At 42.2% G+C, this 25,948-nt stretch carries 24 protein-coding genes; 21 read left to right on the top strand and 3 right to left on the bottom strand.

Annotation, left to right across the window (positions count from 1 at the left end):
* Positions 1–196: 196 nt before the first annotated feature.
* The 11 genes from DSBG_RS02120 (at position 197) to DSBG_RS02075 (ending at position 11,599) form a co-directional block, all read left to right on the top strand.
* Complete coding sequence (locus DSBG_RS02120; protein ID WP_068962575.1) at positions 197–1,087, top strand: respiratory nitrate reductase subunit gamma; 891 nt, start codon at positions 197–199, stop codon at positions 1,085–1,087.
* Between the two features lie 45 nt (positions 1,088–1,132).
* Positions 1,133–2,749, top strand: coding sequence for a (Fe-S)-binding protein (locus DSBG_RS02115; protein ID WP_068962574.1), 1,617 nt, complete (start codon positions 1,133–1,135; stop codon positions 2,747–2,749).
* 297 nt (positions 2,750–3,046) lie between these two features.
* Positions 3,047–3,217 carry a hypothetical protein gene (locus tag DSBG_RS22780; RefSeq protein ID WP_176716137.1) on the top strand — a complete coding sequence of 57 codons (171 nt, stop codon included), beginning with the start codon at positions 3,047–3,049 and terminating at the stop codon, positions 3,215–3,217.
* Between the two features lie 408 nt (positions 3,218–3,625).
* Positions 3,626–3,814 (top strand): ferredoxin family protein, encoded by a 189-nt coding sequence (locus tag DSBG_RS02110; RefSeq protein WP_009621401.1) that lies wholly within the window; start codon positions 3,626–3,628, stop codon positions 3,812–3,814.
* Between the two features lie 33 nt (positions 3,815–3,847).
* The gene (dsrA, locus tag DSBG_RS02105; protein ID WP_009621399.1) at positions 3,848–5,071 is read left to right on the top strand and encodes a dissimilatory-type sulfite reductase subunit alpha; all 1,224 of its coding nucleotides are present in this window, start codon (positions 3,848–3,850) and stop codon (positions 5,069–5,071) included.
* Positions 5,072–5,107: 36 nt separating this feature from the next.
* Positions 5,108–6,163: a dissimilatory-type sulfite reductase subunit beta gene (gene dsrB, locus DSBG_RS02100; RefSeq protein ID WP_068962573.1), complete on the top strand. Its 1,056-nt coding sequence runs from the start codon at positions 5,108–5,110 to the stop codon at positions 6,161–6,163.
* Positions 6,164–6,202: 39 nt separating this feature from the next.
* Entirely contained in the window at positions 6,203–6,445 is a 243-nt protein-coding gene (locus DSBG_RS02095; protein WP_009621395.1) for a hypothetical protein, read from the top strand.
* A 194-nt stretch (positions 6,446–6,639) separates the two neighbouring features.
* Positions 6,640–8,106, top strand: coding sequence for a cobyrinic acid a,c-diamide synthase CobB (locus DSBG_RS02090; RefSeq protein WP_068962610.1), 1,467 nt, complete (start codon positions 6,640–6,642; stop codon positions 8,104–8,106).
* Between the two features lie 510 nt (positions 8,107–8,616).
* The gene (locus DSBG_RS02085) at positions 8,617–9,555 is read left to right on the top strand and encodes a LysR family transcriptional regulator (RefSeq protein WP_009621389.1); all 939 of its coding nucleotides are present in this window, start codon (positions 8,617–8,619) and stop codon (positions 9,553–9,555) included.
* Positions 9,556–9,611: 56 nt separating this feature from the next.
* Positions 9,612–10,460 (top strand): nitrilase-related carbon-nitrogen hydrolase, encoded by an 849-nt coding sequence (locus DSBG_RS02080; RefSeq protein WP_068962572.1) that lies wholly within the window; start codon positions 9,612–9,614, stop codon positions 10,458–10,460.
* Positions 10,461–10,762: 302 nt separating this feature from the next.
* Positions 10,763–11,599: a VanW family protein gene (locus DSBG_RS02075; RefSeq protein WP_068962571.1), complete on the top strand. Its 837-nt coding sequence runs from the start codon at positions 10,763–10,765 to the stop codon at positions 11,597–11,599.
* Positions 11,600–11,654: 55 nt separating this feature from the next.
* Here DSBG_RS02075 and DSBG_RS02070 read toward each other — a convergent pair whose 3' ends face one another.
* Positions 11,655–11,963 carry a zinc-ribbon domain containing protein gene (locus DSBG_RS02070; RefSeq protein ID WP_009621383.1) on the bottom strand — a complete coding sequence of 103 codons (309 nt, stop codon included), beginning with the start codon at positions 11,961–11,963 and terminating at the stop codon, positions 11,655–11,657.
* A 302-nt stretch (positions 11,964–12,265) separates the two neighbouring features.
* Here DSBG_RS02070 and DSBG_RS02065 point away from each other — a divergent pair, with 302 nt between their 5' ends.
* Positions 12,266–12,490, top strand: a complete 225-nt coding sequence (locus DSBG_RS02065) for a hypothetical protein (protein ID WP_068962570.1) — start codon at positions 12,266–12,268, stop codon at positions 12,488–12,490.
* Between the two features lie 16 nt (positions 12,491–12,506).
* On the opposite strand, the gene DSBG_RS02060 is transcribed toward DSBG_RS02065, so the two are convergent.
* Positions 12,507–13,820 (bottom strand): M18 family aminopeptidase, encoded by a 1,314-nt coding sequence (locus DSBG_RS02060; RefSeq protein ID WP_068962569.1) that lies wholly within the window; start codon positions 13,818–13,820, stop codon positions 12,507–12,509.
* A 270-nt stretch (positions 13,821–14,090) separates the two neighbouring features.
* Between DSBG_RS02060 and DSBG_RS02055 the strand changes: the two genes are divergently transcribed.
* From DSBG_RS02055 to DSBG_RS02040, 4 genes are all read left to right on the top strand, one after another.
* On the top strand, positions 14,091–14,915 hold the full coding sequence (locus DSBG_RS02055; protein WP_068962568.1) for a GNAT family N-acetyltransferase: 825 nt from the start codon (positions 14,091–14,093) through the stop codon (positions 14,913–14,915).
* A gap of 464 nt (positions 14,916–15,379) precedes the next feature.
* Entirely contained in the window at positions 15,380–15,961 is a 582-nt protein-coding gene (locus DSBG_RS02050; protein WP_068962567.1) for a flavodoxin family protein, read from the top strand.
* Between the two features lie 88 nt (positions 15,962–16,049).
* Positions 16,050–16,934, top strand: coding sequence for a DegV family protein (locus DSBG_RS02045; protein WP_083236686.1), 885 nt, complete (start codon positions 16,050–16,052; stop codon positions 16,932–16,934).
* Positions 16,935–17,074: 140 nt separating this feature from the next.
* The gene (locus DSBG_RS02040; RefSeq protein ID WP_176716136.1) at positions 17,075–18,817 is read left to right on the top strand and encodes a phospho-sugar mutase; all 1,743 of its coding nucleotides are present in this window, start codon (positions 17,075–17,077) and stop codon (positions 18,815–18,817) included.
* A gap of 88 nt (positions 18,818–18,905) precedes the next feature.
* Here the strand turns inward: DSBG_RS02040 and DSBG_RS23920 are convergent, their stop codons facing one another.
* Complete coding sequence (locus DSBG_RS23920; protein WP_282434188.1) at positions 18,906–19,040, bottom strand: hypothetical protein; 135 nt, start codon at positions 19,038–19,040, stop codon at positions 18,906–18,908.
* Between the two features lie 195 nt (positions 19,041–19,235).
* Here DSBG_RS23920 and DSBG_RS02035 point away from each other — a divergent pair, with 195 nt between their 5' ends.
* From DSBG_RS02035 to DSBG_RS22250, 5 genes are all read left to right on the top strand, one after another.
* Positions 19,236–20,225 carry a DnaJ C-terminal domain-containing protein gene (locus tag DSBG_RS02035; RefSeq protein ID WP_068962566.1) on the top strand — a complete coding sequence of 330 codons (990 nt, stop codon included), beginning with the start codon at positions 19,236–19,238 and terminating at the stop codon, positions 20,223–20,225.
* Between the two features lie 31 nt (positions 20,226–20,256).
* Complete coding sequence (gene clpB, locus DSBG_RS02030) at positions 20,257–22,854, top strand: ATP-dependent chaperone ClpB (protein ID WP_068962565.1); 2,598 nt, start codon at positions 20,257–20,259, stop codon at positions 22,852–22,854.
* Positions 22,855–23,178: 324 nt separating this feature from the next.
* On the top strand, positions 23,179–23,583 hold the full coding sequence (gene lpdD, locus DSBG_RS02025) for a prenylated flavin chaperone LpdD (RefSeq protein WP_083236685.1): 405 nt from the start codon (positions 23,179–23,181) through the stop codon (positions 23,581–23,583).
* Positions 23,584–23,646: 63 nt separating this feature from the next.
* Positions 23,647–25,413 (top strand): UbiD family decarboxylase, encoded by a 1,767-nt coding sequence (locus DSBG_RS02020; RefSeq protein ID WP_068962564.1) that lies wholly within the window; start codon positions 23,647–23,649, stop codon positions 25,411–25,413.
* A gap of 40 nt (positions 25,414–25,453) precedes the next feature.
* On the top strand, positions 25,454–25,864 hold the full coding sequence (locus DSBG_RS22250) for a hypothetical protein (RefSeq protein WP_141694217.1): 411 nt from the start codon (positions 25,454–25,456) through the stop codon (positions 25,862–25,864).
* Positions 25,865–25,948 lie beyond the last annotated feature (84 nt).

The following is a 25,948-nucleotide window of genomic DNA, read 5'->3' as shown; positions in this document are numbered from 1 at the left end:
TGCGAAAGTTTTGAGGACATAGAATTCTTTATAAATTCCGTTTTTTCAATGTTATAATAAATTGACAATTGCTTGAATTCACAAAATTCACTATCAAATTATGCGATGGCTTGATAGGAAAGGGAAATTTTACAAGCCTAATAAACTAACTTAGACTATATAATGACTATAATAACAATGAAGGAGGTTGACAATTTTGTATCTAAGTGCTATTGCTTATCTTTCCATACTCCTTTTTGTAGGAATATCTGTTTATAAGGCCTGTCGATTCGCCAAAATGCCTATGCACGGACGAATGGAACTCTATCCTTTGCCCAAAGAAATGGGGTTTGAACATGGGGGGTCTTTCTACGAGGAAGTTTCATGGTGGAGTAAACCTCATAAAGTTTCCCACGTGAGAGAGATTAAAGAAATGTTAAAAGAAATTCTATTTATTAAGAAGCTATTTGAAAATCAACGTCCTTTTTGGTGGATTTCTTACGCTTTGCACTTAGGGATATACCTTATAATGGCCTGGACAATGTTATTGGTGGTAGGAGCCATTACTGAACTCAACGGGATTGCCGTATCAGCTAACAGTCTTAGTATTTGGGGTCTGTTGGTTTTTCATTTGTCCACTATTACAGGATATTTAGGACTTCTTTTGGGTACCTTGGGTGCTGGGTTGTTGATCCTTCGTCGGTTGTTCGATAATACCCTGAAAAAATACACCACACCTCAAGAGTATTTTAATCTTTTGCTTATTTTTGCGGCCCTTGTCACTGGGATTCTGGTATGGTCCAGTGATTTATCCTTTCATTTTGCCAGAGAAGTGACCGCTAAACTTATTAGTTTCACGCCATTTGAAGCTAGTACCCTATTAACGGTTCATGTGATATTAGTTGGAATTATGTTAATTTATATTCCTATCAGTAAGATGAGTCACTATGTGGGGAAATATTTCACTTTCCATACGGTTCTTTGGGATAATAGACCTAATCTTAAAGGGAGCTCAGTTGAGCAAGAGATTAAAAAGGCATCAACTGTCCGTCCATCCACCACTTGGTCAGCCCCTCATATGAAGCCCCCTGCCTCACCTAAGATGTAGCTGTAATTTTAGAGTGTTAACTTCTGGAAAGAGGAGAGCAAAAATATGTTAAATCAAAAAGACTTACGTCCCAAAGATTTGGGTCGTTCGGACGAGCAGTTGATCAAACTCGAATCCAATCAACTAATGCCTTTACTGCCACCGTATGATAAACCTGGAATGGAGCCTGCTTTAACTGACCCTAAGCCTGCCTGGAGAGAAAAATACTGTACTTCTTTAGATGGTTACGTTGGCATAGACACCTTAACTCGTCCGAAAACCAAAGAAGAAGAAGATGAATTTGTTCGTAAGTTTCTCACTGGTTTAGAAAAAATATTTTCTGACGCCAATAATGGAGTGTTGCAACCTCTGTTATTATCCTTTAATTACTGCGCAAAATGCGATACTTGTTCAGCTGCCTGTCATATCTACGAAGCATCAGGGAAAAATGAATTATATCGACCAATATTCCGTTCTGAGGTTCTGAGAAAAATTGTAAAGAAGTACTTTACCACCAGCGGTAAACTATTAGGCGGTTTTGTTGGAGCAGATATTGATGTGAACTGGGAAACAATCGCCCGATTGGGAGAATTAGCCTATCGTTGCAATCTTTGTCGTCGTTGTGCTCAGACCTGTCCACTGGGTTTAGATAATGCCATTCTATCCAAAGAAATTCGCAAGATTTTCAGTCAAGAGTTGGGAATAGCTCCGACTCCGCTCCATGCAAAAGGTACGGTGAATCAGCTCACTACTGGTTCCTCTACAGGTTTAGCTAAACCAGCTTTTTTAGACACGCTTGAGTTTTTAGAAGAGGATACCGAAGAGAAATTTGGCATCAAGCTTAAATTTCCAGTAGATAAAAAAGGCGCAGACATCCTGCTGTTCCATAATGCGGGAGAGTTTATTGCTTGGCCGGAAAACCCGGTTGCCTTTGCCATTCTCTTTGATGCTGCTGGTTTAAATTGGACACTCAGCAGTGATATCATAGGATATGATAGTGTCAACTATGGGATTTGGTATGATGATGCTATGGCCAAAAAGGTTGCTTTGATGCAAATGAAAGCGGCCAAAGACTTAGGCGTCAACCGAATGGTGATGGCAGAGTGTGGTCATGCCCATAAAGCTTCAGCTGTTGTAGCTGACCGGATGGCCTTAAGTGATATGAAGGTACCTGTGGAGAGCTGTCTGCCTATTCTCTGGGAAATGGTTAAGAACAAGACTATTAAATTTGATCCTAGTAAAAACAACTTTCCGGTAACCCTTCACGATCCTTGTAATGTGGTGCGACAAATGGGGATTGTTCAGCCTCAACGGGATGTTTTAAAAGCTATCTGTCCTCAGTTTAGGGAAATGACTCCACATGGTGTGGAAAACTACTGCTGTGGTGGGGGAAGTGGTTTCGCCATTATGAATTACTTGAATTTCCCTCAATTCAGAGATTCAGTGGCTTCTCGCATGAAGTTTAACCAAATCCTCGGAGCCTTTCAGGGAGTCATGGAAAATACCTCAATTCCCAAATATATCTGTGCTCCTTGCTCTAACTGCAAAGGAGCAATGCGGGCAATTCTGGAACATTATGACGCTACTGAAAAATTCAACCTTCAGTACGGTGGCTTAGTTGAACTTATGGTAAATGCAATGGTGAGTTTGAAAAAACCTTTTTTTGAGTTTTTAGAAGAATAGTTATACTAATAATTTTTATAAGAGGACCATTTCAGGATGTCTGAAACGGTCCTCTTTATGTTTAATTTAAATTTACAATTATTTACTAAACAAAAAATCAAGAAATAGTTTGAGGTCATGGTTAACCTGTGCTAAAATTATAACAAACTTAATATTAACGCATACAGATCATATGATAGGAACTTATGAATGCTATGTACTAATAGAAGGAACATTTGTTCGCGCTCCATTTGAGTATAATGTCGAGGCCCTGGTCGAGGAGAAGTTGTATGCAAAATATTACGATTGCATCCTCTTATGACAAAGCTATTGACGGTACACATCCATGCTCTTACAACGTTAGAAAACATTCTTTGGGGGATAGCAGAGGTGATCTCAGCTGAAGCTATTGTAAGGCCGCTCATAGGCGGGAGAAGAGCTCTGCCTTTTGATGTCCGTGAGTCGGAGGAAGGGAAGAGTAGTCCGTGATCCAGCGGGAGACTATGATCATCTATGTTAGAAGAACTAAGATCATTGGGAAGAAATACTGAAGGACATTCCTGTTACTACCTGTGGTTTGGGAATTCGAGGATATGATGCGGCTCGGACGCTCCGAGGAAAAGGATTTGCCAAGTAAATTTTCTCGAGGAAGGACTTATCATTGAAGTGGTTTCTTCATATAAGTATTGTTTATCAAATTCATAATCTGATTTCTAGATAGTTCAATCAGGATTATATATTGTACGAATAGAACGCAAGGTGTTAAATTAAGGACATGGACTAGTGTTAATTTACACAAGAAGAAATCTATCTTTCCAAATTGTTCAACATTCAATATTTAATTTTTAATATTCAATGTTTGATTATTCTCTTTAGTAGTTTAAGGAGGTGTAATTTGTGTTTATCGTGACAATTGATGAAGATCAGTGCTCAGGATGCAACTCTTGTACTGAAGGATGCCCAGCCCACCTGCTTGGCTTTAGTGATGACAAGGCTCATGTAACCGGTGATGAATCGGAGTGCATGGGCTGTGAAAGCTGCATCGCGGTTTGTCCCACGGGTGCCATCAGTATTTCTGAAATGTAAGAAATCCATTAACTTGAAGACGGAGGGTGTGCCTTGACAGAAAAGAAAACGCCTTTACTAGACGAACTAGAAAAAGGTAAATGGCCCAGTTTTGTTACTGAAATTAAACGGGCTGCGGCAAAAAATGCAGCTTCAGCTGAGTTGCTCCAAGTCTTGGAAAGATCCTATGCTGAGCGCAGAGGACACTGGAAACATGGTGGGATCGTTGGAGTTAGAGGTTACGGCGGTGGTGTAATTGGTCGTTATGTTGATGAGCCTGAAACCTACCCGAACGTAGCTGAGTTTCATACTGTCCGTATTAATCAACCATCGGGCTTTTTCTATAACACAAAAACGCTTCGTACAATTTGTGATCTTTGGGAGAAACATGGTAGTGGCTTGACGAATATGCATGGTTCAACCGGAGATATTATTCTCCTCGGTTGTAAAACAGAGCATATTCAACCGATTTTTGACGATTATAGTGAAGCTGGCTTCGACTTAGGTGGATCAGGGTCCTGCTTAAGAACAACTAACTGTTGTGTTGGACCAGGTCGTTGTGAATTTGCTTGTTATGATACACTGGAAGCATGTTACAATATTACGAATGAATTTATGGATGAGCTCCATCGTCCAATGTGGCCTTACAAGAGCAAAATTAAGTTCTCCGGTTGTGCCAATGACTGCACTGGCTCAATTGCCCGCTCTGACTGCTCAGTAATTGGAACTTGGCGCGATTCTTTAATCATTGATCAGGAAGCTGTTAAAGAATATGCAGCAAAAGGTTACGATATTCAAGGCTTGGTCTGTGACAAATGTCCAACTAAGTGCCTGACATTTAATAAAGAAACTCAAGAACTTTCTGTAGTTGCTGAAGATTGCACGCGTTGTATGCATTGCATCAACAAGATGCCAAAAGCTATTAAAGCAGGCAAAGAAAAAGGTGCTACAATTCTAATCGGTGGTAAATCCACAATCGTTCAGTCAGCATTCATGTCTTGGGTTATTGTTCCTTTCATGAAAATGGAAGCAGAAGACGATTATGAGGAATTTAAAGATCTCATGCGCCGTATTTGGGAGTGGTGGGATGAGAACGGGAAAACTCGTGAACGTATTGGGGAAACAATTTACCGTTTAGGAATGACCAATTTCCTCAAGGGAATTGAAGTTGCTCCTGTACCGCAGATGGTCTTCCGCCCACGTGCTAACCCATATGTCTTCTGGGATCAAGATCAGATTGACAAATCCGGAACTGCACTAGATGGATCTGCTCTATAAATTCTAAATAAAGTAGCTAACGAGAGGTGGATAATAATGGCAAAATTAGACCAAGGACCTCCTAATTATAAAGAAATGCTTCCCCCGGTTATTGTTGAAAACTATGGTAAATGGAAGTATCACGAGATCCCACGTGCAGGCGTGCTCAAACATGTTGGTGAAGCTAGCACACTTTATAGTGTAAGGGTGGGTACTCCTCGTTTGGTCAGTATTGATTTTATTCGCGATGTTTGTGCAATAGCTGATGAATATTGTGATGGATTCCTTCGCTGGACAACCCGTAACAACATTGAGTTTTTACTATCTGACGAAGCGAAAGTTAACCCGCTGATCGAAACTTTAGCAGCTAAAGGTTTTGCTGTTGGAGGAACAGGAGAAGCAATCAGCAATATCATTCACACTCAAGGATGGGTACACTGTCACACTCCAGCAACCGATGCTTCAGGCGTAGTTAAAGCCGTAATGGATGATTTATATGAGTATTTTGAATCCATGAAACTTCCTGCAAAATTAAAAATGGGTTTGGCCTGCTGCTTAAACATGTGTGGATCAACCCACTGCAGTGACATCGGCATTGTCGGTGTTCACCGGACTCCTCCTCGGATTGACCATGATAAAATTCGTAAAGGCACTGAAATTCCAAGCCTTGTAGCCAGTTGCCCGACCGGAGCTATTCGTCCCGATCCGAAGAACAAGAGCGTTGTCGTAAACGAAGATAAATGTATGTATTGCGGTAACTGCTACACGATGTCTCCTGCAATGGAAATTTATGATGCTAAAAATGACGGCATAGCGATTCTTATCGGCGGAAAAGTTTCTAATGCCCGTTCGGCACCTAGTTTTTCTCGTATGGTTATTCCGTTCCTGCCTAATACTGCTCCTCGTTGGCCTGAAACGACTGAAGCAATCCGCAAAATCATTGAGCTTTGGATTGCTAATGCTAATAAGGGAGAACGTATTGGAGAATGGGTTGAGCGGATTGGTTGGGAAAAATTCTTTGCTATGGCAGAACTTCCATTCTCAGATATGTTGATCGACGATTATATTTTCTCCAGAGAAACCTTCCGTACGTCGGCAGCATTTAAGTATTAAATTTGAGTTCAATCTTAAATGAGAAAGCTGGTATTTTAAATGGCAAAAGGACCTGCTAGACCCGAAGTTAAAGCGAAAGTACTTGAATATCTCGCTAAAGTGCAAAAAGCTAAGAGTAGAGATGTCGCTGTTGCCATAGGCGAGACGAAGAGCGATGTGGATAACGCAGTTAAAGAACTTACCGCGGAAGACTTGGTTGAATACCTTTATATTACGACAACATTCATTTGCTTAAAAGGCAAAGTCCAAACTCCAGGGGATTTCGATGCTGATAAAGAGTAAACTCATCACTTCTGGATGGACATGCCGTAAATAGAATGAAACCTTCCGATGTACTTGCTATTGACCATCCTTTAGGTCCAATGCTCCTGTTTCTGCCGATTCGAATAAATCTGCATGATAGGGTACGGACAGAGGATGGTCAATTGTTTATCTATTCAATCCTGATCAAAAAACTCCAAGAAAGGTGTGGGGTTATGTCACCATGGACTGATACGAATCAACTGAGTACAAATAATGTCCCTCGCTTAGTAATTGGAGCGCCTCATGGACGGAGCGGGAAAACAACGTTTACTTTAGGGCTACTCAGAGCGTTTGCCCGTCAAGGAATTGCAGTTCAACCTTTTAAGAAGGGACCAGACTATATCGACGCAAGTTGGCATACGGCTGCAGCGGGATGCACTTGCCGTAACCTTGATTCTTTTTTTATGAAGAAACAGGAAATATGCAGTTCCGTAGCAAGTCAATCCTTAGACAAAAAAATTAGTATCATTGAAGGTGCAATGGGGCTATATGATGGTTTGGACTTACTGGGAAGCAGTTCAACGGCTGAAATCGCTAAAATAACCCGTTCGCCAGTTTTATTAATAGTAGATGCTACTCGAATGACTCGCAGTACTGCAGCTATGGTGATGGGTTATCAGCATTTTGACCCAGATGTACAAATTATAGGTGTAGTTTTGAATAAAGTAGCACGAGCCCGCCATGTGAAGATAGCTCGTGAAGCTATTGAAGAGTTTTGTAAAATCCCTGTAGTGGGCGCGATTCCTAAGGACGTCAACTTATGTATTCCTGATCGACATCTTGGACTTGTTACAAATGGTGAAATGGCTGAAACTGATAAGTTGTTGAATTATCTTGCGGATGTTATATGTGAACATGTGGACTTACCCAAAATTTTAACTCTGGCTCGGTGTGCTCCTGAGCTTCCTCAGTTTGCGGAGACTCAGCTTCCTAACTTAGCCAAATTTATGAATAAAAATAAGGGTTGTACACCTAAAATCGGAATTATTCAGGACGCGGCTTTCAGTTTTTACTATCCTGAAAACTTGGAAGCCTTAAAAGGCATGGGGGCAGATCTAGTCTCCATAAGCGCTCTGTTAGATAGTCAACTCCCGGAAAACTTAGACGGACTCTATATTGGCGGAGGATTTCCTGAGGTATTTGCTGCTGAGCTGGAAGAAAATAAAGTATTGCGCGAGGAAATCAAACGAGTTGGCGAAAAGGGACTACCCATTTACGCCGAGTGTGGTGGTCTTATGTATCTGGGTCGCTCAATTCGAACCACATCTCAAAGTTTTGAGATGGTAGGTTTACTGCCCTTTGATACTCAGATGGAAAGAAAACCTCAAGGGCATGGGTATACGCTTATGGAAGCCAATCCAGGTCAATCTTGGTTTGAAGAGAAAACTGAAATTAGGGGACATGAGTTTCATAATTCACGGATTATTAACTTGGCTGATGATGTAAAATTTGGTTTAACAGTCAAACGTGGGCACGGGATTGATGGTCAGCATGACGGAATTAGTTACAAGAACGTTTTCGCTGCCTATAATCATATTCACGCTCTAGGTTGTCCCGAATGGGCAGAGTCCATGGTGAAGTTAGCGACTAGTTATTGTCAGACTAAGTGGGCTCAGATAGATAAGGTAGCTGGACAATAAACTGTTGGTGGTCTTTTTATTATTAGCTTGTATTCTGACTGTTTTCTGGAGAAAGAAGAATATGACCATTATAAAAGCCTTCCTGACGGAAGGCTATTTATTATGGCCAAAATTTTATCGAATACGACAATTATAGACGACAATATATTTAGACAAAAATAGATGAATAAGGTTTTTCGTCATTTTTTTGAAAAGAAAGAGTGCTTGCCTAGCGGAAACCTTCCACTGATGGTATGATAAGGATATACAATGTACATTCTGAATAAATTATATTTCCAGAGTACATGCAAACTCCTTTAGACTACGTTTCCCGTATGATAACCATTCCTTTTTTAGGACATGATAATCTAGTTTAAGAATAGAAGACTATTTTATTAGGAAAACATGTGCTTTGATTAAACGTTGCTTAAGATCGATAGACAAATCAGGGGTTTCGTTATAATAAGTTTCTCTGGAAGGTGAAATATTAGGTGCCAATGGAGTGTGCTATTGGAAGGGAGATACATCATCATGGAACAACACTTTCTTGTGTTCAAAGAGGTTGCAGAAACCAAAAACATTACCTTATCAGCTAAGAAACTGCATATGAGCCAACCCAGTATTAGTTTGCAGATTCAGAATTTGGAAAATCAATATGGTGCTCGATTTTTTGATCGTACTAATAAAGGGGTTACTTTAACTAAAGAAGGTCAAATCTTTTATGCTCATGTTCGGAGTGTCTTAGATCTTCTATCGAATGCCAAAGAGCAGATAAGTGCCCTAGCAAAAGATCAAAGAGGTTTGATTTATCTCGGTGCGACTTTAACGATTGGAGAATATATTCTTCCTAATATTCTAGCTTTTTTGTATAAGACACATCCCGATGTGGATTTCAAGGTAAAAATAGCTAACACAGAGTCCATCTCTCAAGATGTTTTAGAGAAGAAAATACATATTGGTCTAATTGAAGGGCCAGTCCCCCGTCATAAGGATCTTAATGTGGAGAGCTTCTGGGAAGACGAGTTAGTCGTCGTAATACCATATTTTCACCCTTGGGCGTCAAGGAACAGTATTACCTTGGCTGAACTCCCCCATGAACGTTTGGTCACAAGAGAGGACGGTTCTGGTACTCGTAAGGTGATGGAGATGGCCCTGAAAGAGAGAGGGCTTGACCCGGAACAATTGAATGTAACGATGGAATTGGGAAGTACTCAGGCCATTAAACAGTTGGTCTCAGCAGGACTTGGAATAACAATTATTTCTTCTTTAACTGTCAGTCGTGAATGCGATCAAAAAATATTTAAAATTTTAAAGATCCAAGATTCACCTATTTATAGACCTCTCAGTATTCTCACCAATGCTCGAACCACTCAAACTAAAGACGAGCGACTCTTAATCAACTTACTTCATGATCATAGATTGCTAACGGATGTTTTAAGTAAGGATTATAGTGATTCAGAGGATTTTTAATTAAGCTATTTTCATAGTTTGTTATTGAGTAGTAGGGAAGGACGAGGACAAAAATTATGAAAACTGACTGCCGGATTGGACTCGTTCAGATGGAATCCAGAGTTGGAGAAACTGAACGCAATTTTCAAACAATTACTCGTTTAGCAGAGGTAGCGCAAAAGCAGGAAGTCTCCCTGTTGTGCTTTCCAGAATGCGCCTTAGATGGTTATTCACCACAATATGCATCAGAAATGGGCGATACACTGGATAGTACTTGGGTTGGTCAGTTAAGAGAGTGCTCACAAGATTTAGGGATCACACTTTTGGTTGGGATGGTTGAACAAAGAAAGGGTCAGAACAAGCCCTACATATCACATGTTATCTTAACTCCGAATGAGGAACCCAACGTTTATCGTAAAGCACATTTAGGTCGGAGCGAAATGGAATATTTTACTCCTGGAGATGAGTTTCCGATCTTTTCAGCTCATGGGACGACCTTCGCTGTGGGAATCTGCTGGGACTGGCATTTCCCTGAAATGGCAGCAATCTATTCACTCAAAGGGGCAGAAGTCTTGTTTGCGCCACATGCTTCTCCCATGGTAGCTGGTGATCGAAAAGAGATTTGGTTACGTTATCTTGGAGCACGAGCATATGATAATTCTGTTTACCTTGGAGCGTGCAATTTAATAGGAAGTAATGGGAAAGCTAAGGAATTTAGTGGAGGGGCTCTAGTTATTGGGCCTAAAGGGGATTTGGTTAATCAATCTTCAGTAAATGCAGAAGGAATACTTCCCGCTACCTTGTTAGCCGATCGGATTAATCATATACGTCGTCCAGATCGTACCTCGATGCGTGATAGCTTTTTTCTGGCAGATCGTCGCAAGGAACTTTATCAAGAACTAATTGAACTGGACATTAATAGATAAATTTAAGTAATAAAGATCTAAACTTAACAAAAGTTAAAGCATAGAAAAACCTTCAATCTAACTGGATTGGAGGTTTTTCTATACTTCTTTACAACTAAAAAATTTTCCGAAATATCCTCATATTTGAGGAAAGTTGCAGGAATACAAATGATATTCCGCGAAATAAGTAGACATCAAAGAGTCTAACTGTAAACGAATTTATACTTAATAAGTTACAATTTATCTCGTATATAGAGTATCACGAAAGATAAAAAGCTAATGATTCACTCCTACATTATCTAGATTTAATATGGAGGGAAAATATGGGTATGGAAACTCCCTATCAGTCTGAACGACCAGCCAATCGTTCCAACTTGCGGGTTTTCTTAGGAAAGTTATACTTTACCTGGCGTCGCTACGTTCAATGGTTTTTTTATAAATCAATTAAATACGCAACAACAATCCAGAATTCTCATCTTCCTCATTTAGCTGCAAAACATAGCACCCCATTATATCGAAAGCTTCGTAACGTTGACATGTGGCTCCAAGAAAACAAGGTAACCAACTTGAGATTGGCGACTGAAAGAATCAATGGAATAATTATCAGACCAGGAGAATCGTTTTCTTTTTGGCGCTTGATTGGTAAACCTACTGAGGTAAGAGGGTTCATGGAAGGGATGGTTCTTTTAAACGGATCATTTGTACCAGGCGTTGGCGGTGGGCTCTGTCAGCTTTCAAATCTGATCTATTGGATGACTCTGCACACATCATTAACTGTTACAGAACGGTGGAGACATACACACGATGTGTTTCCTGATACAAACCGCACTCAGCCCTTCGGGAGTGGCGCTACTGTTGTCTACAATTACATCGATCTTCAAATAAAGAACAACACCTCGCAAGATTATCAATTGTTGGTATCGGTTGGCGATTATGAGCTTCACGGCGAATTGAGATGCGGTCAACCCTGCTCGCGAAAATACGAAGTGTATCAAAGCAATCATTTGATAGCTCAGGAATGGTGGGGAGGATATATGCGCCATAATATTGTTAGGCGTAGAATCTTTGACCTCAACAATACCCTGATCGGTGATGATTTTATTACTGAGAACCATGCCATCATGATGTATGAGCCTTTGTTGGCAGGATCAAGCGAATAAATAAAAAACCTTCCCAGGCATTTAGCCAGGAAAGGTTTTTTTTCATAAATACGACTTACCAATTGTTGCGAGCACGTGGTTGATAGCAGTCACGGCAATAAACAGGTTTGTCACCAGAAGGTTGGAAAGGTACTGTGGTTTCTTTTCCACAGGTTGCACAAATAGCGGGGAACATCTCACGTGGTTGACGAGAATATCCACCGCCACCGCTATTCCTATTTTGTTCTTTTCTAGCAGCGCGACATTCGGGGCAACGGCCAGGCTCATTAGTAAACCCTTTTTCTGCATAAAACTCCTGTTCGGATGCTGTAAATTCAAAATCACGACCGCAGTCTTTGCAACTTAAAATTTTGTCATTAAACATAAACAAACCTCCACCAAATTATTACCCGCTACATGGGAAGTTCAGAAAAATCTTCCCAAGCCGTAGGCAATCGAGAAGGTTCGTAAAATCCACAAGTACTCCGAGCATCTTAATTATAGCGAAACAATTAAGAATAGTCAATCGTTTATACCGAAATTCGAACATATTTTCCAGCTATACCCATTAAAAAGCCGTTCTTATGGTATTATAAGGAAATTGTATAGGCCGTAAATAAAGTAAAGCTATATAGCATATCAATAAGCCATATAGTTCGCAGTTTTGGCGAGATGGGGGATGACCAATTGGAAGACTTTGATATGACACTACCAAATCGTATTTTGGGCATGCAGAAACTTGAGGTCTTATTCAACCAGAAAGGTTATTTAATCTGTCAGTCTTCTGGAAAGAGAATATATAACTTTGATGAGGTCGCAACGATTTTCATTCCACTGAGTCCATCAACAGATCAAGTCATGACAGTTCATTGCGATCACGCCAAAGCATTTATCCAGAGCTTACTGTTATAATTTCAATAACAAAGCTTTATTTATAAAACTCCGAGAAGACTTTGGCGATGGCTAAGTGATCTTTAACTCCGCCGAGTTCACGTACCGAATGCATAGCTAAGATAGGGTTTCCGATATCCACGGACCGTATATCAAGATGTGTAGTGGAAATCGGACCAATAGTTGAGCCCCCTCGTTCATCCGAACGATTGACAAATTTCTGGACAGGAACCCCTGCGAGTTGACAGAGGGTAGTGAAAACGGCCGCAGATTCCGCATCAGTTGTGTAACTTTGGTTAGCACTGATTTTAATCACTGGCCCGCTATTAAGGATTGGGCGATTAACTGGATCAAGCTTTTCTCCTGAGTTGGGGTGAAGAGCGTGGGCCATATCGGCTGAAATCAGGAAAGAATGCGCCAAGGCCTGGAGATATTCCTCTCGGTCTTTTTTTAGTCCTAGCAGAATTCGTTCTAAAATAAAGGATAGAAAAGGAGAAGCCGCCCCTTGTTTGGAAATGCTTCCGCATTCTTCGTGATCAAAACAGGCCAGAACCTGTGTGGTCAGAGTTGGTTTAGCGTTAGCTAGAGCCCAGGCACCGGCATGAATCATCGCCAAGTCATCAAGACGACCACTTGAAATAAACTCTTGTTGCAGCCCAACAAAATGACCTTTTTCATATTCATAGAGGAAAAGGTCGAAATCTAAGATATCATCATGGGGACATTGCAGCGTTTTGGCAAGGTGACTAATCAGGGTACTTTCTTTTTCAAAGTCTTGCGTGATTTGGCTTAATAAGGGCAGCATATCTTTTTGTTTGTTCAATTCAATTCCTTCATTAACCTTACGATTCATATGGATAGCAAGATTGGGAATCACAAGCAGGGGAAGGTCACTACGGAAAAGTCTGCTTCGAGGAGAAAAAGGGGAGTCCCCGCGCAAAATAACCCGACCTGCTAAAGAAAGTGGACGGTCCAACCAGGTATTAAGTATCGGTCCGCCATAAGTTTCAACATTTAACTTCACATAATGCCCTTCTACAGATATTTCCGGCAAGGGCTTAACCCGAAAACTAGGGCTGTCCGTATGCGCTCCAATAATGTGAAACCCATACTTCTCTGGCACACCTTCGCCAACAACAAAAGCAATTAAGGCAGAATCGTTACGAGTTACATAGTATTTACCCCCGGGAATCAATGACCATTTATCTTTTAAGGACAACTTTTGGAACCCTTGGGGAACAAGCAATTTCTTGACGCCTTCTACAGCATGGAAGGAAGATGGGCTCTCTTGGATAAAATCGAGCAGTAATTGGGCAAACTGCTGTTCATCATTATTAATATAAGAGATCATCCTAATTTAACCACCTTTCAGATCGATTGATAATATAATTCTACTTCACCCTCAATATTAAACAAAAACTATATATTCTCTCTGAATCACGCCATTCCTGCTTGTCATTTCAGTAACCTTGAAAGAGTTAGCAGGAAATCAAGCAAGGATAATAGAAATGTATTAGTTGAACCTACCTAGATCTTTAGCGCCGCGCATCAACTGGCGGTCATGACTCGCCAGGGAGTTAAATACAAAATTTATAGCTAAGAATGAAGTGAATTAAAAACCATGAAAAAAAATATAAGAGTAAATACGCTTGAACATATCAGTTTGCATGAATTGACGGACATTTGGAACCGCTGTTGGCGGGGATATTATTACGACATGACATATACGCCTGAACATATGCGAGTTTGGCTTCATCTAAGTCAAGTCTCTCTCCAGCATTCGATGGCAATCCTTGTTGAAGATCAGATTGTCGGCTTTGCTTTGCTGTCCATAGACGGAGTCGATGGATGGATCGCTGGGGCTTGCATTGATCCGAATTACCGGGGAAAGGGCCTTTTTGCACCTCTAATGTTCTCTCAGCTCAATTCTGCTACTAGTGTTGGATTAAAAGGAGTTTACCTTGAGGTTCTGGAGCAAAATCATGCACTTAAAGTCTATCAGTCAGTCGGTTTTACACGAATGCGCCAGCTCAATATTTACCGTACTCAAGGTGGAATTAATTTTTTCTCAGATAGGAAAGTTGAGGCGTGTCATCTTGAAATGGCTTCAGTTGAACAGTATTTTGAAAGCCGTCGCCGAGCATTCTTTAATCCAGCATGGCAAAGAAGAGAGGAGTATCTTAAACGGTATGGTAATTTTTCTGCCGTAATGAATTCGAGTAGAACAGCTGGTGCGTTATTTGCTGGAGACAATAATGCTCCTTGCTTAGATGCTTGGAGTGCAACCGAAGCTGGGGCTAAAGAACTGATCTCCTCAGTGCTTGGGCGCTCAAATGCGTCATTTTCATTGACTAATCAACCTGAAGATTGGATTGTTGCTTTTCTCAGTGCACACGGAATTAACTCTGACGCAAAACAGTTTGAAATGTATATAAAACTTGCATAAATTTCGCCGGACTTTCATAGATTATTAAAGTCCGGTGTTTCAACGCAAAAAGGGGTCGATTTTCGTCAAAACATTGGAAGGTCTAAATTATTTTGATCGTTTTTAAAAAAAGCGTTGCAAATCCCAGAAATAGGTATATAATAAAGTGATACCTTAAAATATATGGAAAGGAGAAAAAGTTTATATGACACAAAAAGAGCAATTAATGATTAATGCAATTTTAGAGTCTGTGGGACTGGAATCAATTAAATCCACACAAGAAAAAAGGCTAGTTCATGAAGAAGGATAAGTAGTAAGACGTTACAGAAAGGGTGCGGTATTTTGACCCAGATTCTAATCCTAAATTGTAACCAAATTAGCTTTAACTCATGCAGAGGCCAAATCTAAAAGCGAGTTTCTTAAATTTTGAGAAGCTCGCTTTTATACTTGGAACTAAAACAGAATTATAGAATGGAGTAGAAGAAATGTCGTTATCCGTGCTTGGAATTGCCTGTAGCCCACGTCGCAATGGAAACACGACCCGCTTAGTCATAGAAGCGATGGAAACTGCCAAGGCCGAGGGCCATGCGACTGAATTAGTTTACCTTTCAGATCTAAAGATAAATCCCTGCCAAGGATGCGGGGCATGTTCAGCAAAAGGGATATGTGTAATAAAGGACGATATCCCCAAGCTGCAAGAGAAGCTGATTCGTGCTGATCGTCTAATCCTCGCTGCTCCGATTTTTATGATGGGGTTAAATGCGCAAACCAAAATTCTAATTGACCGTATGCAAACGTTTTGGGCTCTCAAATACCTGCACCATCAGACCCTTATAAATCCCTCTGGTTACGAACGTATTGGTCTTTTTCTTGCGACGGCCGGAACAAAAAAGCCCGATGTGTTTGAATGTGCAGAACGTTCCATTAAAACTCTCTTTCATATGTTAGATATTCAATACGCTCCCCCCTGCCTCTATAAGGGGATTGATCAAGCTGGGGAAATTAATGAGCATCCGACAGCCATTGAGGACGTACGTAAGGCTACGCAAGTTCTGTTAATATCCTAATCTGCACGAAGTTGCAAGTGTAATTGTCAAAGTTTAAGCTATACTAATCTATATGGCATTACTGAATAATGGAAAGGAACAGTGCCTCATGCAACCCTCTACAATGCTGACGAGTGTCCCTAAAATCGCGATTGTAACAGATAGTACGAGCGATTTGGACCCGGAAATGATTCGGGAATTTGAGATAGAAGTTCTTCCCTTGCACATTGTCTACCCAGATCGGGAATATCTCGATCGAGTTAATATTAGTCCGAATGAAGTTTACGACAATATGGTCAATGAGGTTCCCACTACATCGCTGCCTTCTCCAGCTGAAATAGCCAATTTATTTGGTCAGTTAAGAGATCGGCATGTCACACATATTCTTGCGATGCATATATCAAGTGGTTTAAGCGGAACCTATGAAACCGTATGTCAGGTAGCACAAGAATTTAAAGAGATGGTCATCAATGTGTTGGATTCCAAATCGCTTTCTATGGGGTTAGGTTTCCCAGTCCGAGAAGCAGCTCGTCAGCTCCGTCGCTCAACGGATTTTCAGAGCGTAATTAAAGCAGCTAAGGATGTTTCAGAACGAACTAGAATCTATTTTGTGCTTTCCACGTTAGATTATCTAAAACGAGGTGGCCGAATCGGGTACGTGTCAGGCACCCTTGGTGAACTCTTGAATATTAAACCCATTATTACGGTTAACTCTGAAGGCAAGTACATTACCTTTGCAAAAGTCCGTGGCCGAGATCAATCGCTTAATAAATTGTTTGATATTTTGAAAGAAAGTACTCAAGAAGATCACTATAACGTGGCTATTGTCCATGGGGGAGCAGAGCAAGAAGCTCGTAACCTTTGGCAGAAAGCTCATCAACTCCCTAATATTGATGAATTGTTGTTCAACCAGATTAGCCCAGTCATGGGGGTTCATACGGGGCCTGGATTGGTTGGGATCATAATTTCTCCAGTTCTAGTACCTCAGGCTTAGGCCGAGGTATATTTTTTGGTGACATTCTGGTGTTTTTAGATCCATCTGTCCTATCCGTTTGAAGTATGCTATACTCAATAAAAGGGAACATTATCCATCGTTTTTATTGATCGAAGCTACATAGAAGGAGGACATATCAGATGATTATTCAAGATCGCTACACCTTATGGTCCGAACATCCTTACTTTGAGGAAGAAATACGACAAGAGCTGCGACAGATCACCGATCCGCAAGAAATTGAGGATCGATTCTATACAGATTTGGAATTTGGTACAGGTGGCTTAAGAGGAATTATTGCAGCAGGCACAAATCGTATGAATAAATATGTTATTCGTAAAGTCACCCAAGGGCTAGCCGAATGTGTTTGTGATCATGGGCAGGAGGGTATGAAACGTGGAGTGGTTATTGCCTACGACTCTCGGAAATACTCGTCAGAATTCGCTCTCGAGGCCGCTTTAGTACTCGCCCAAAACGGAGTTAAGGTGTATCTCTTTAATGCACTTCGCCCCACACCAGAACTCTCGTATGCAGTTCGTCAGTTGCACGCTTTAGCTGGTATTGTTGTGACAGCCAGTCACAACCCTAAAGAATACAACGGTTATAAAGTGTACTGGGATGACGGTGGACAGGTGCCTCCAGTGAAAGCTGACCAGATACTTGCCCGAATTGAAGCCCGGGAGAGTTGGCTGGGAATCGAACCCATGTCCATAGAAAATGCTAAGATGTCCGGCTTACTAGAAATCATCGGTGAAGAAATCGATCAATCTTACCTAGCTCGAGTGCGAAAACTTGCATTGCACCCAGATCTGGATGAGCGAAAAGGGAAGGAACTTCGTATTGTCTATACACCTTTGCACGGAGCAGGGAACACACTTGTACGCAGAGCTTTAGCTGAACTTGGTTTTTGCTCAGTCACCGTAGTACCCGAGCAAGAACTTCCTGACCCAGAGTTCACGACAGTGCCGTATCCTAATCCAGAAATCCCGGCAACATTTGAACTAGCCCGAAAATATGGGATGGAACTTAAAGCCGATCTTCTTTTAGCCACCGACCCAGATGCTGACCGTTTAGGTGTCGTCTTGCGTGATCTGAACGGTGACTTTGTTCAGCTCACTGGAAATCAAATTGGGATACTGTTAACCTATTATATTCTATCGCAAAAGAAAGCCTTAGGGACCCTTCCAGACAATGCAACAATAATTAAAACAGTGGCATCAACAGATCTAGCGGATGAGGTTGCTCGATATTTCAATGTGCGGGTGGAAAACGTACTGACTGGATTTAAATTTATTGCTGAAAAGGAAAGAGAAATGGAAGAAGGCGGTTGGGGAACGTTCCAATTCGGCTTCGAAGAGAGTTATGGTTATCTCGCCGGCGATTTTGTCCGAGATAAAGATGCAGTAATCGCTGCTATCCTTTTGGCGGAAGCTGCTCTCTATTACCGGCAGGTAGAGGAACGTTCCCTTTTCGATGTTCTTGAGCTTATCTATAGAAAATTCGGATACTACTTGGATGATCAAGAGTCCTTGGCATTGAGGGGAATCCAAGGTAAGGAAGAAATAGCGAGGATTATGAACTCACTTAGATTAGAAGAAATCCTTGAACTTGGTGGGATTCATATTTGGAAAATAGATGACTATGAACAGCGAATTGGTAAAGATACTTCGACAGGACAAACATACCCACTCACGCTTCCCCATTCAAATGTTTTGCGTTTTTCTTTTCACGGCGGAGGATTTGTCATGGTTCGCCCCTCTGGAACTGAACCTAAAATCAAATTTTACTTTTCAGTGAAAGCGGATACGCTCCAAGAGGCTAAAGATATTTTACACAGAGTAAAAACAGATGTTATGAACCGTATAGCCCAAATACGATCCGTCTGACAAAGATTCTGAGCAACTCGATAGTTTTTTAGTTGGATAAAATGGTATTCTCCAAACGGACTTCTTGAAGTCCGTTTTTTCGAACTTATCAGACTCCCATGCCGCTCACGGCAAGTGCAACTAAGGCGGCCGCCTGCGCTAAGGCTAACAAGAAGGTTAACACGTGCCAAGACAATGTCTGCAAGAAGGCTAATACGTGCGAAGACATTGTCTTCGCGGGCACCAGCTAAGTTTCGGTTAACTGCAGTTCCAAAGGTCAAATATAGTCAAAAATATGTCTGACCATTATTGACCTTAGTTGAAAAAGGGAATATAATCTAATTGTAGGGGAGAAAATACTGCAATTAATCTCAGATAAAACTAGCAGAATCATAGTGAAGAAAAACTTTACCACCAGCGCAGAATATGAGGTGAAGATATGGATTTTAAAGATTATTATGCAATTCTTGGTGTTTCACCAGATGCTGATGAAAAAACTATAAAAAAGACCTATCAAAAATTAGCTAAGAAATATCATCCCGATGTAAATCCGGGGGACAAAACGGCTGAAGCTAAATTTAAAGAGTCTATGGAAGCCTATCAAGCGATTAGTGATCCTGAAAAACGTCGTAAATACGATGAATTACGGGCGGAGTACCAACAATGGCAGAATCGTGGAGAACGTGGAGATTTTGATTATGGCCGCTGGCAAACGAATTCTGGTGGTAGGGGTGGCAGCAATCAAACCTATACCATGTCCCCAGAAGATTTTGCAGAAATGTTTGGTGGCGCGGGTGGATTTAGTGGAGGAGGAGACGGGTATTCTGATTTCTTCTCAACTCTCTTTGGCGGAGGTGGCGGGCAAGGCGCTGGTTTCAGTGGGGGCTCTGTAAAAGGACGTGCCCGTTCTGGCCAGGATCTTGAAGTAGAGGTCCAAGTGACACTTGAAGAAACTTATAATGGAACGACACGGCTCATTCGTACCGGAGAAAAACAAATCGAGGCCAAAATCCCGAAAGGGGTAAGGACTGGTTCTAAAGTACGGATTGTGGGTCAAGGTGGGCCAGGGATCTCAGGTGGAGCGAGAGGGAATCTCTATTTAAATATTACAGTAGCCCCGCATACTCGCTTTGTCCGTGATGGAGATGACTTGAAGGTAGATCTACCAGTTGATTTCTATCAGGCCGTTTTAGGTGGTGAGGCGCGTATCCGTACCTTTGGAGGAGAAGTCCTGCTTAAAATCCCCCCGCTCTCTCAAAGTGGAAAGAGATTTCGTTTAAAAGGAAAGGGTATGCCAAATTTAGAGCATCCTCTTCAATATGGGGACCTCTTTGCAGAATTATCGATCGTTTTACCAGAGGGTATGAGCGAGCAAGAGATCACGGCTCTTCGTGATTTAGCCAACAAACGAAGCACAACCTCGGTTTGACCATACCTAGCTTAAAAAGGAGTGAGTAATAATGTCTTTTGATACCAATCGTTTTACCCAGAAATCACAGGAAGCCATCACAGATTCTCAAAGCAAAGCAGAACGCAACGGGAATAGCCAAGTTGAGCCAGAACATCTTTTGCTCTCTCTTTTAGAGCAAGGGGATGGCGTTGTTCCTCAAGTGCTGACTAAATTAAATATGGCGGTTGGCGTACTAATCCAAACTATTCGACAAGAGATCAACCGTTTTCCCCGCATCAGCGGCGGAAATGTGCAACTGACCATTTCGGCGCGCTTACGGTCCGTTTTGGTAGCGGCCCATGATGAGATGAGCACGTTTGGTGATGAGTATGTAAGCACCGAACATTTGTTGCTTGCAATCTTGGGGAAAGCTGGGGGTCCAGTCGAACAAATCTTAAAACAAGCTGGACTGACTCGGGAAAAATTACTTCAAGCCTTACGAGAAGTTAGAGGGACTCAACGCGTCACTAGTCAAAACCCTGAAGGAACCTATGCAGCTCTCGAACAATATGGGCTTAACCTAGTGGAACAAGCGAGGCGTGGCCGACTTGATCCCGTGATTGGCCGTGATGAAGAAATTCGCCGGGTTATTCAGACTCTATCCCGACGTACAAAAAATAATCCTGTACTGATTGGAGAGCCTGGGGTCGGGAAAACAGCTATTGTCGAAGGATTGGCTCAACGGATTGTCCGTGGAGATGTCCCCGATGCAATTAAAAATAAGCAAGTCGTCGCTCTCGATATGGGAACCTTGATCGCCGGAGCCAAATACCGGGGGGAATTTGAGGAACGTTTGAAAGCGGTGCTCAAAGAAATCAAGGATCGTGAAGATGTCATCCTATTTATTGATGAATTACACACTGTTGTCGGAGCGGGAGCCGCTGAAGGAGCAATGGATGCTAGCAATATGCTTAAGCCAATGCTGGCCCGTGGAGAACTAAGCATGCTCGGAGCAACGACGCTCGCAGAATATCGCAAGCATATTGAGAAAGATGCTGCTCTTGAACGGCGTTTTCAACCGATCATGGTTGAAGCACCCAGTGTAGAGGATACCATCTCAATCCTGCGTGGTCTCAAGGAACGCTATGAGACACACCATGGTGTGAGAATCACGGACGGTGCGATCATTGCCGCCGCGACACTATCTGATCGATATATTAGTGACCGTTTTCTCCCAGACAAAGCGATTGACCTAATTGATGAAGCGGCAGCGCGTATGCGTATGGAAATAACCAGTGATCCTTATGAATTAGATCAGATTAAACGACGGATGATGCAATTAGAAATCGAACGAGAAGCCCTCAAAAAAGAAAAGGATGAAGCCAGCAAGGATCGTTTAACAAAAATTGAAGTAGAGTTGGCCAATCTCAAAGAAGAACGTTCCGGCTTGGATGCTCAGCTGCAGGGCGAACGTGAGGTCTTGGCCCGAATTCAACAACTTAAAGAAGAAGTTGATCGTTCACGTAACCTTATGGAGCAAGCGCAACAGCAACTAGATTATAATAAAGCAGCCGAACTGCAGTATGGAATTATTCCGAATCTGGAAAAAGAACTTAAAGCCGCAGAAGAAAAACTTCAAGCAAAGAAAAACACTTTGTTAAAACAAGAAGTGATAGAACAAGATATTGCAGAAATTGTGGCAACTTGGACTCATGTACCCGTTGCAAAACTCATGGAGAGCGAGATGGAAAAGCTCGTCTACATGGAAGATCGTATTCATGAGCGGGTTATCGGTCAAGAAGAAGCAGTTAACGCTGTTGCCGATGCTGTACGCCGGGCCCGAGCTGGTTTACAAGACCCGAATCGCCCCTTAGGCTCATTTCTCTTCTTAGGTCCGACCGGCGTCGGGAAAACTGAGCTAGCAAGGGCGTTGGCGGAATTTCTCTTCGATGATGAACAAGCTATGGTTAGAATCGATATGTCGGAGTATATGGAAAAGCATACAGTAGCACGACTTATTGGAGCACCTCCAGGTTATGTAGGCTACGAAGAGGGTGGACAGCTGACAGAAGTCGTCCGTCGTAAACCGTACAGTGTGATCCTTTTCGATGAAATTGAGAAAGCACATAGTGACGTTACGAATGTTCTCTTGCAACTCTTAGATGATGGCCGATTAACTGATGGGCAAGGACGGATTGTAAACTTTAAAAACACAGTAGTTATTTTAACCAGTAATATTGCAAGTCCGTCCATTCAGGATCTAGCGCGACGCAGCGCGTCCCAAGAAGAAGTTCGGTCAACCATTAATGAAGAACTGCGGCATCACTTCCGGCCGGAATTCCTTAACCGCCTAGATGAAGTCATTGTCTTCCATCCTTTAGAGCGTAAGCATATTGGACAAATCGTGGAAATTCAACTTGGCCTGTTGCGTGAACGTTTAAGCGAACGCAACCTCACACTCGAATTAACAGAGCAGGCCCGTGTACAATTGGCGAATGAAGGTTATGATCCTGTTTATGGAGCAAGGCCGCTCAAGCGGGTGATCCAACAACGTCTGCAGAATCCCTTGGCCCTAAAACTTCTTCAAGGTGAATTTAAGGAAGGACAACAAATTCTCGTCGATGTTGATGATTTGGGGACTATATTGTTTTCTTCTCCAAAAGATTAAGACCAAAGAATTTCATTTAGGTAAAAAGAGAGCTGGGATTTTGATTTTCCCACTCTCTTTTTTTTCAACGAATAAGCCCAAGTTTTCTTTTACTAGTCAGACTTCCATGCCGCTACGCGGCACCACAACTAGGCAGTCGCCTTCGCTAAGGCTAACAAGAAGGTTAACACGCGCGAAGACAGTGTCTGCAAGAAGGCTAATACGTGCGAAGACAGTGTCTTCGTGGGCGCCTTCCCAAGTTTTCTTTAAAAACTTGGCTAATATAGATGACTAAATGTATAATGTAAACACCTAATGTAAAAATGTAAAGTGAGGATAAAGGATGTGTCTGATAATAAACTGATCTACCTCCCCATTTGGCAAGGAAAAGAAGGGGAAGGACGATGTCAAATTTCCTTAATCCTGATGGATACTGGCAATGGGTTAAATGGACTTTTGGTAGGAGGAGAAAAGCCCCATGTCGGTGGAGTTGTGCTGGCAATTCCTCGTCCAAGCCTTAGCGGTCAAGGTTGGAGTACCGATGCTTACATCATGCCAGTACCCGGACATAAAGATGTCGATGTCGCTCAGAAAGTTGCCGAAACGTTAGCCCGTGAGCTGCGCTGTTCTGTGGTTGTAACAGCAGGAATCCACTCAGATCACCTCCGTCCAGAGGAATTGAGTGAAATTATCTGTCATTGCGATACTCTCACTCAAACCGCCCTGGCTTCATTAAGTTTGAAGAATTGACGTTACTTTTACTTACTTAATCCCATTAACATGAAATTAACTACATTACTCAGAGGTGAAAATGTGCACACAAATTTACGTCATTTTATTGAAACCCTCCGCAGAGAGAAGCAAATTGTCGAAATCGAGGCTGAAGTCGATCCTTATCTAGAGTTGGCGGAAGTTCATCGCCGTGTTATTGAGGACGAAGGGCCTGCCCTCTTGTTTAAGCGAGTTAAAGGAAGTGATTTTCCGGTTATCACCAATTTATTTGGAACTCGTCGGCGCGTCGACTTGGCCATCGGACCCAAACCAGAAGAAACAGTAAAGCGAGCCGTTTCGGCTTTGCATCGTTTGTTGCCGCCGAAACCTTCCGTACTTTGGCAGGAAAAGGACTGGATGATGTCCTTGGCTAAAAGCGGCCTGCGCACCGTTCATGAGAAATACGCCCCAGTTCTCGAGATTCAAGAACGCTCTGTGGATTTAACTCGACTCCCGGTACTCACCAGTTGGCCAGAAGATGGTGGCCCTTTTGTTACCTTACCTTTAGTTTATACTGAACACCCAGTGACAGGAGAACATAATCTTGGAATGTACCGCATTCAAATCTATAGTCAAAATCACACGGGCATACACTGGCAGATTCATAAAGGTGGTGGATTTCACTATTATGAAGCAGAGCGTTTGGGACAGGATCTTCCTACGACTCTTTTCTTAGGAGGTCCACCGGCTCTAATTCTTTCCGCTATTGCTCCTCTGCCCGAAATGCTTCCCGAACTTATTTTCACCTCTTTCTTAATGGGAGAAAAACTTCCCCGAGTTAAGGTTTCAACTCATCCCCATGCGCTCATTGCAGAAGCAGAGTTTGCCATTTGCGGTAACGTGCCTGCTCACGTTCGTACACCAGAAGGGCCTTTTGGAGATCATTACGGCTATTATTCCCTGACACATGATTTTCCGGTTTTTAACGTTCATACTGTTTACCATCGGCGCGATGCGATCTACCCAGCTACTGTTGTAGGAAAACCTCGTCAGGAAGATTATTTTATTGGTGAATATTTGCAGTCTTTGTTGTCTCCCATGTTTCCTGTGGTCATGATGGGAGTTAAAGCGCTCTGGACATATGCTGAAACCGGCTTTCATGCTCTAGCAGCTGCCATCGTCCGAGAAAGCTATCATCGTGAAGCTTTAGCGCACGCTTTCCGAATCCTAGGCGAAGGACAACTTACCTTGACGAAGTTTTTGATCTTAACCGATGCCCAACTTGATTTGCAAGACTTTAGAACTCTTTTGGAAACTGTATTGGCTCGTTTTGAACCGGAATCTGATCTAATAATTCTCAACGAAACGTCCATGGACACTTTGGACTATACTGGGAGACGTCTAAATCACGGCAGTAAAGCTATAATGCTTGGGTTAGGAAGCACCAAACGTAACTTGCCGCGTAATATTGAGGGGAGTACTCTGCCCGGCATTAAAGGAATTAAACCCTTTTGTGCAGGATGCCTGTTATTAGAGGCGAACTCGTTTGATGAAGCGCCAGAGCTCGCTAAAGATGTGCTACAGGATCTTCAAGCTGATACGTTCCAGGAATGGCCCCTTGCGGTTCTGGTTGATGACCTAACACTTGCCTTAGATCCAACCGGTTTCCTCTGGCAAGTCTTTACCCGTTTTGATCCCGCTTATGATATCTATGCCAGGACAGAGCTGCGCCTGCACCGCTTGGTATACCATGGTCCGATCCTAATTGATGCAAGGATGAAACCGGGTTATCCAGGGGAAGTAATTCCAGACGAGGCGACTGTACAGCTTGTTGATCGGCGCTGGAAAGAATATGGAGTATCCAGATGACAGAAAATTTTAGTCATCGGACAAATGGCGAAAGAATGGAGTGATGGTTAGGATGGTAGGGGAAAACTGGAGTTATCTTTGTGGTGTCACCCAGGATCTAGAGGCGGATATTATTATAGGACTTCTTAACGAGGATAGTATACCGGCAATCAAACAATATCCAGAAGCGGGAGCGTTCCTGAAAATAGCCTATGGGTTAACAACTGGAGTGGACCTCTACGTCCCCACCGATGTACGCGAAGCAGCGCTCCAATTAATCCAAGAATCGTTATCTGTCCCTATTGACAATGAGGATGAGAACGAAGAAGCGAATGTCAAAGAGGCCGAAACAATGCATGATGCATCTGTTTCGGCCTCACTTCAAACTTCCCATGTCCATCTTTGGATTATATTTTTCGCGATCCTTTTACTCGTCTTCGCATTCGTATATAATTCGCACATTTCATGGTAACTTGTCCCGTCATTAAAAACTTCTATAGCTTAGAAATTTATTGTAGTTGTGAATAATTTACGGACTTTTTACACATCCTGAAAA

This window comes from Desulfosporosinus cupriresistens (genome assembly GCF_001707885.1).
GTDB lineage: Bacteria > Bacillota > Desulfitobacteriia > Desulfitobacteriales > Desulfitobacteriaceae > Desulfosporosinus.
This window is presented reverse-complemented; position numbering and strand designations above follow the sequence as displayed.

Excerpts from the sequence above, each read along its gene's own strand:
- DSBG_RS02075 (WP_068962571.1), top strand. The coding sequence starts at position 10,763 with ATGGGTATGGAAACTCCCTATCAGTCTGAACGACCAGCCAATCGTTCC.
- DSBG_RS02070 (WP_009621383.1), bottom strand. The coding sequence starts at position 11,963 with ATGTTTAATGACAAAATTTTAAGTTGCAAAGACTGCGGTCGTGATTTT.
- DSBG_RS02115 (WP_068962574.1), top strand. The coding sequence starts at position 1,133 with ATGTTAAATCAAAAAGACTTACGTCCCAAAGATTTGGGTCGTTCGGAC.
- DSBG_RS02080 (WP_068962572.1), top strand. The coding sequence starts at position 9,612 with ATGAAAACTGACTGCCGGATTGGACTCGTTCAGATGGAATCCAGAGTT.
- DSBG_RS02090 (WP_068962610.1), top strand. The coding sequence starts at position 6,640 with ATGTCACCATGGACTGATACGAATCAACTGAGTACAAATAATGTCCCT.
- DSBG_RS02060 (WP_068962569.1), bottom strand. The coding sequence starts at position 13,820 with ATGATCTCTTATATTAATAATGATGAACAGCAGTTTGCCCAATTACTG.
- DSBG_RS02050 (WP_068962567.1), top strand. The coding sequence starts at position 15,380 with ATGTCGTTATCCGTGCTTGGAATTGCCTGTAGCCCACGTCGCAATGGA.
- DSBG_RS02055 (WP_068962568.1), top strand. The coding sequence starts at position 14,091 with ATGAAAAAAAATATAAGAGTAAATACGCTTGAACATATCAGTTTGCAT.
- DSBG_RS02040 (WP_176716136.1), top strand. The coding sequence starts at position 17,075 with ATGATTATTCAAGATCGCTACACCTTATGGTCCGAACATCCTTACTTT.
- dsrB (WP_068962573.1), top strand. The coding sequence starts at position 5,108 with ATGGCAAAATTAGACCAAGGACCTCCTAATTATAAAGAAATGCTTCCC.
- DSBG_RS02085 (WP_009621389.1), top strand. The coding sequence starts at position 8,617 with ATGGAACAACACTTTCTTGTGTTCAAAGAGGTTGCAGAAACCAAAAAC.
- DSBG_RS02045 (WP_083236686.1), top strand. The coding sequence starts at position 16,050 with ATGCAACCCTCTACAATGCTGACGAGTGTCCCTAAAATCGCGATTGTA.
- DSBG_RS02035 (WP_068962566.1), top strand. The coding sequence starts at position 19,236 with ATGGATTTTAAAGATTATTATGCAATTCTTGGTGTTTCACCAGATGCT.
- DSBG_RS22780 (WP_176716137.1), top strand. The coding sequence starts at position 3,047 with ATGACAAAGCTATTGACGGTACACATCCATGCTCTTACAACGTTAGAA.
- clpB (WP_068962565.1), top strand. The coding sequence starts at position 20,257 with ATGTCTTTTGATACCAATCGTTTTACCCAGAAATCACAGGAAGCCATC.
- DSBG_RS02095 (WP_009621395.1), top strand. The coding sequence starts at position 6,203 with ATGGCAAAAGGACCTGCTAGACCCGAAGTTAAAGCGAAAGTACTTGAA.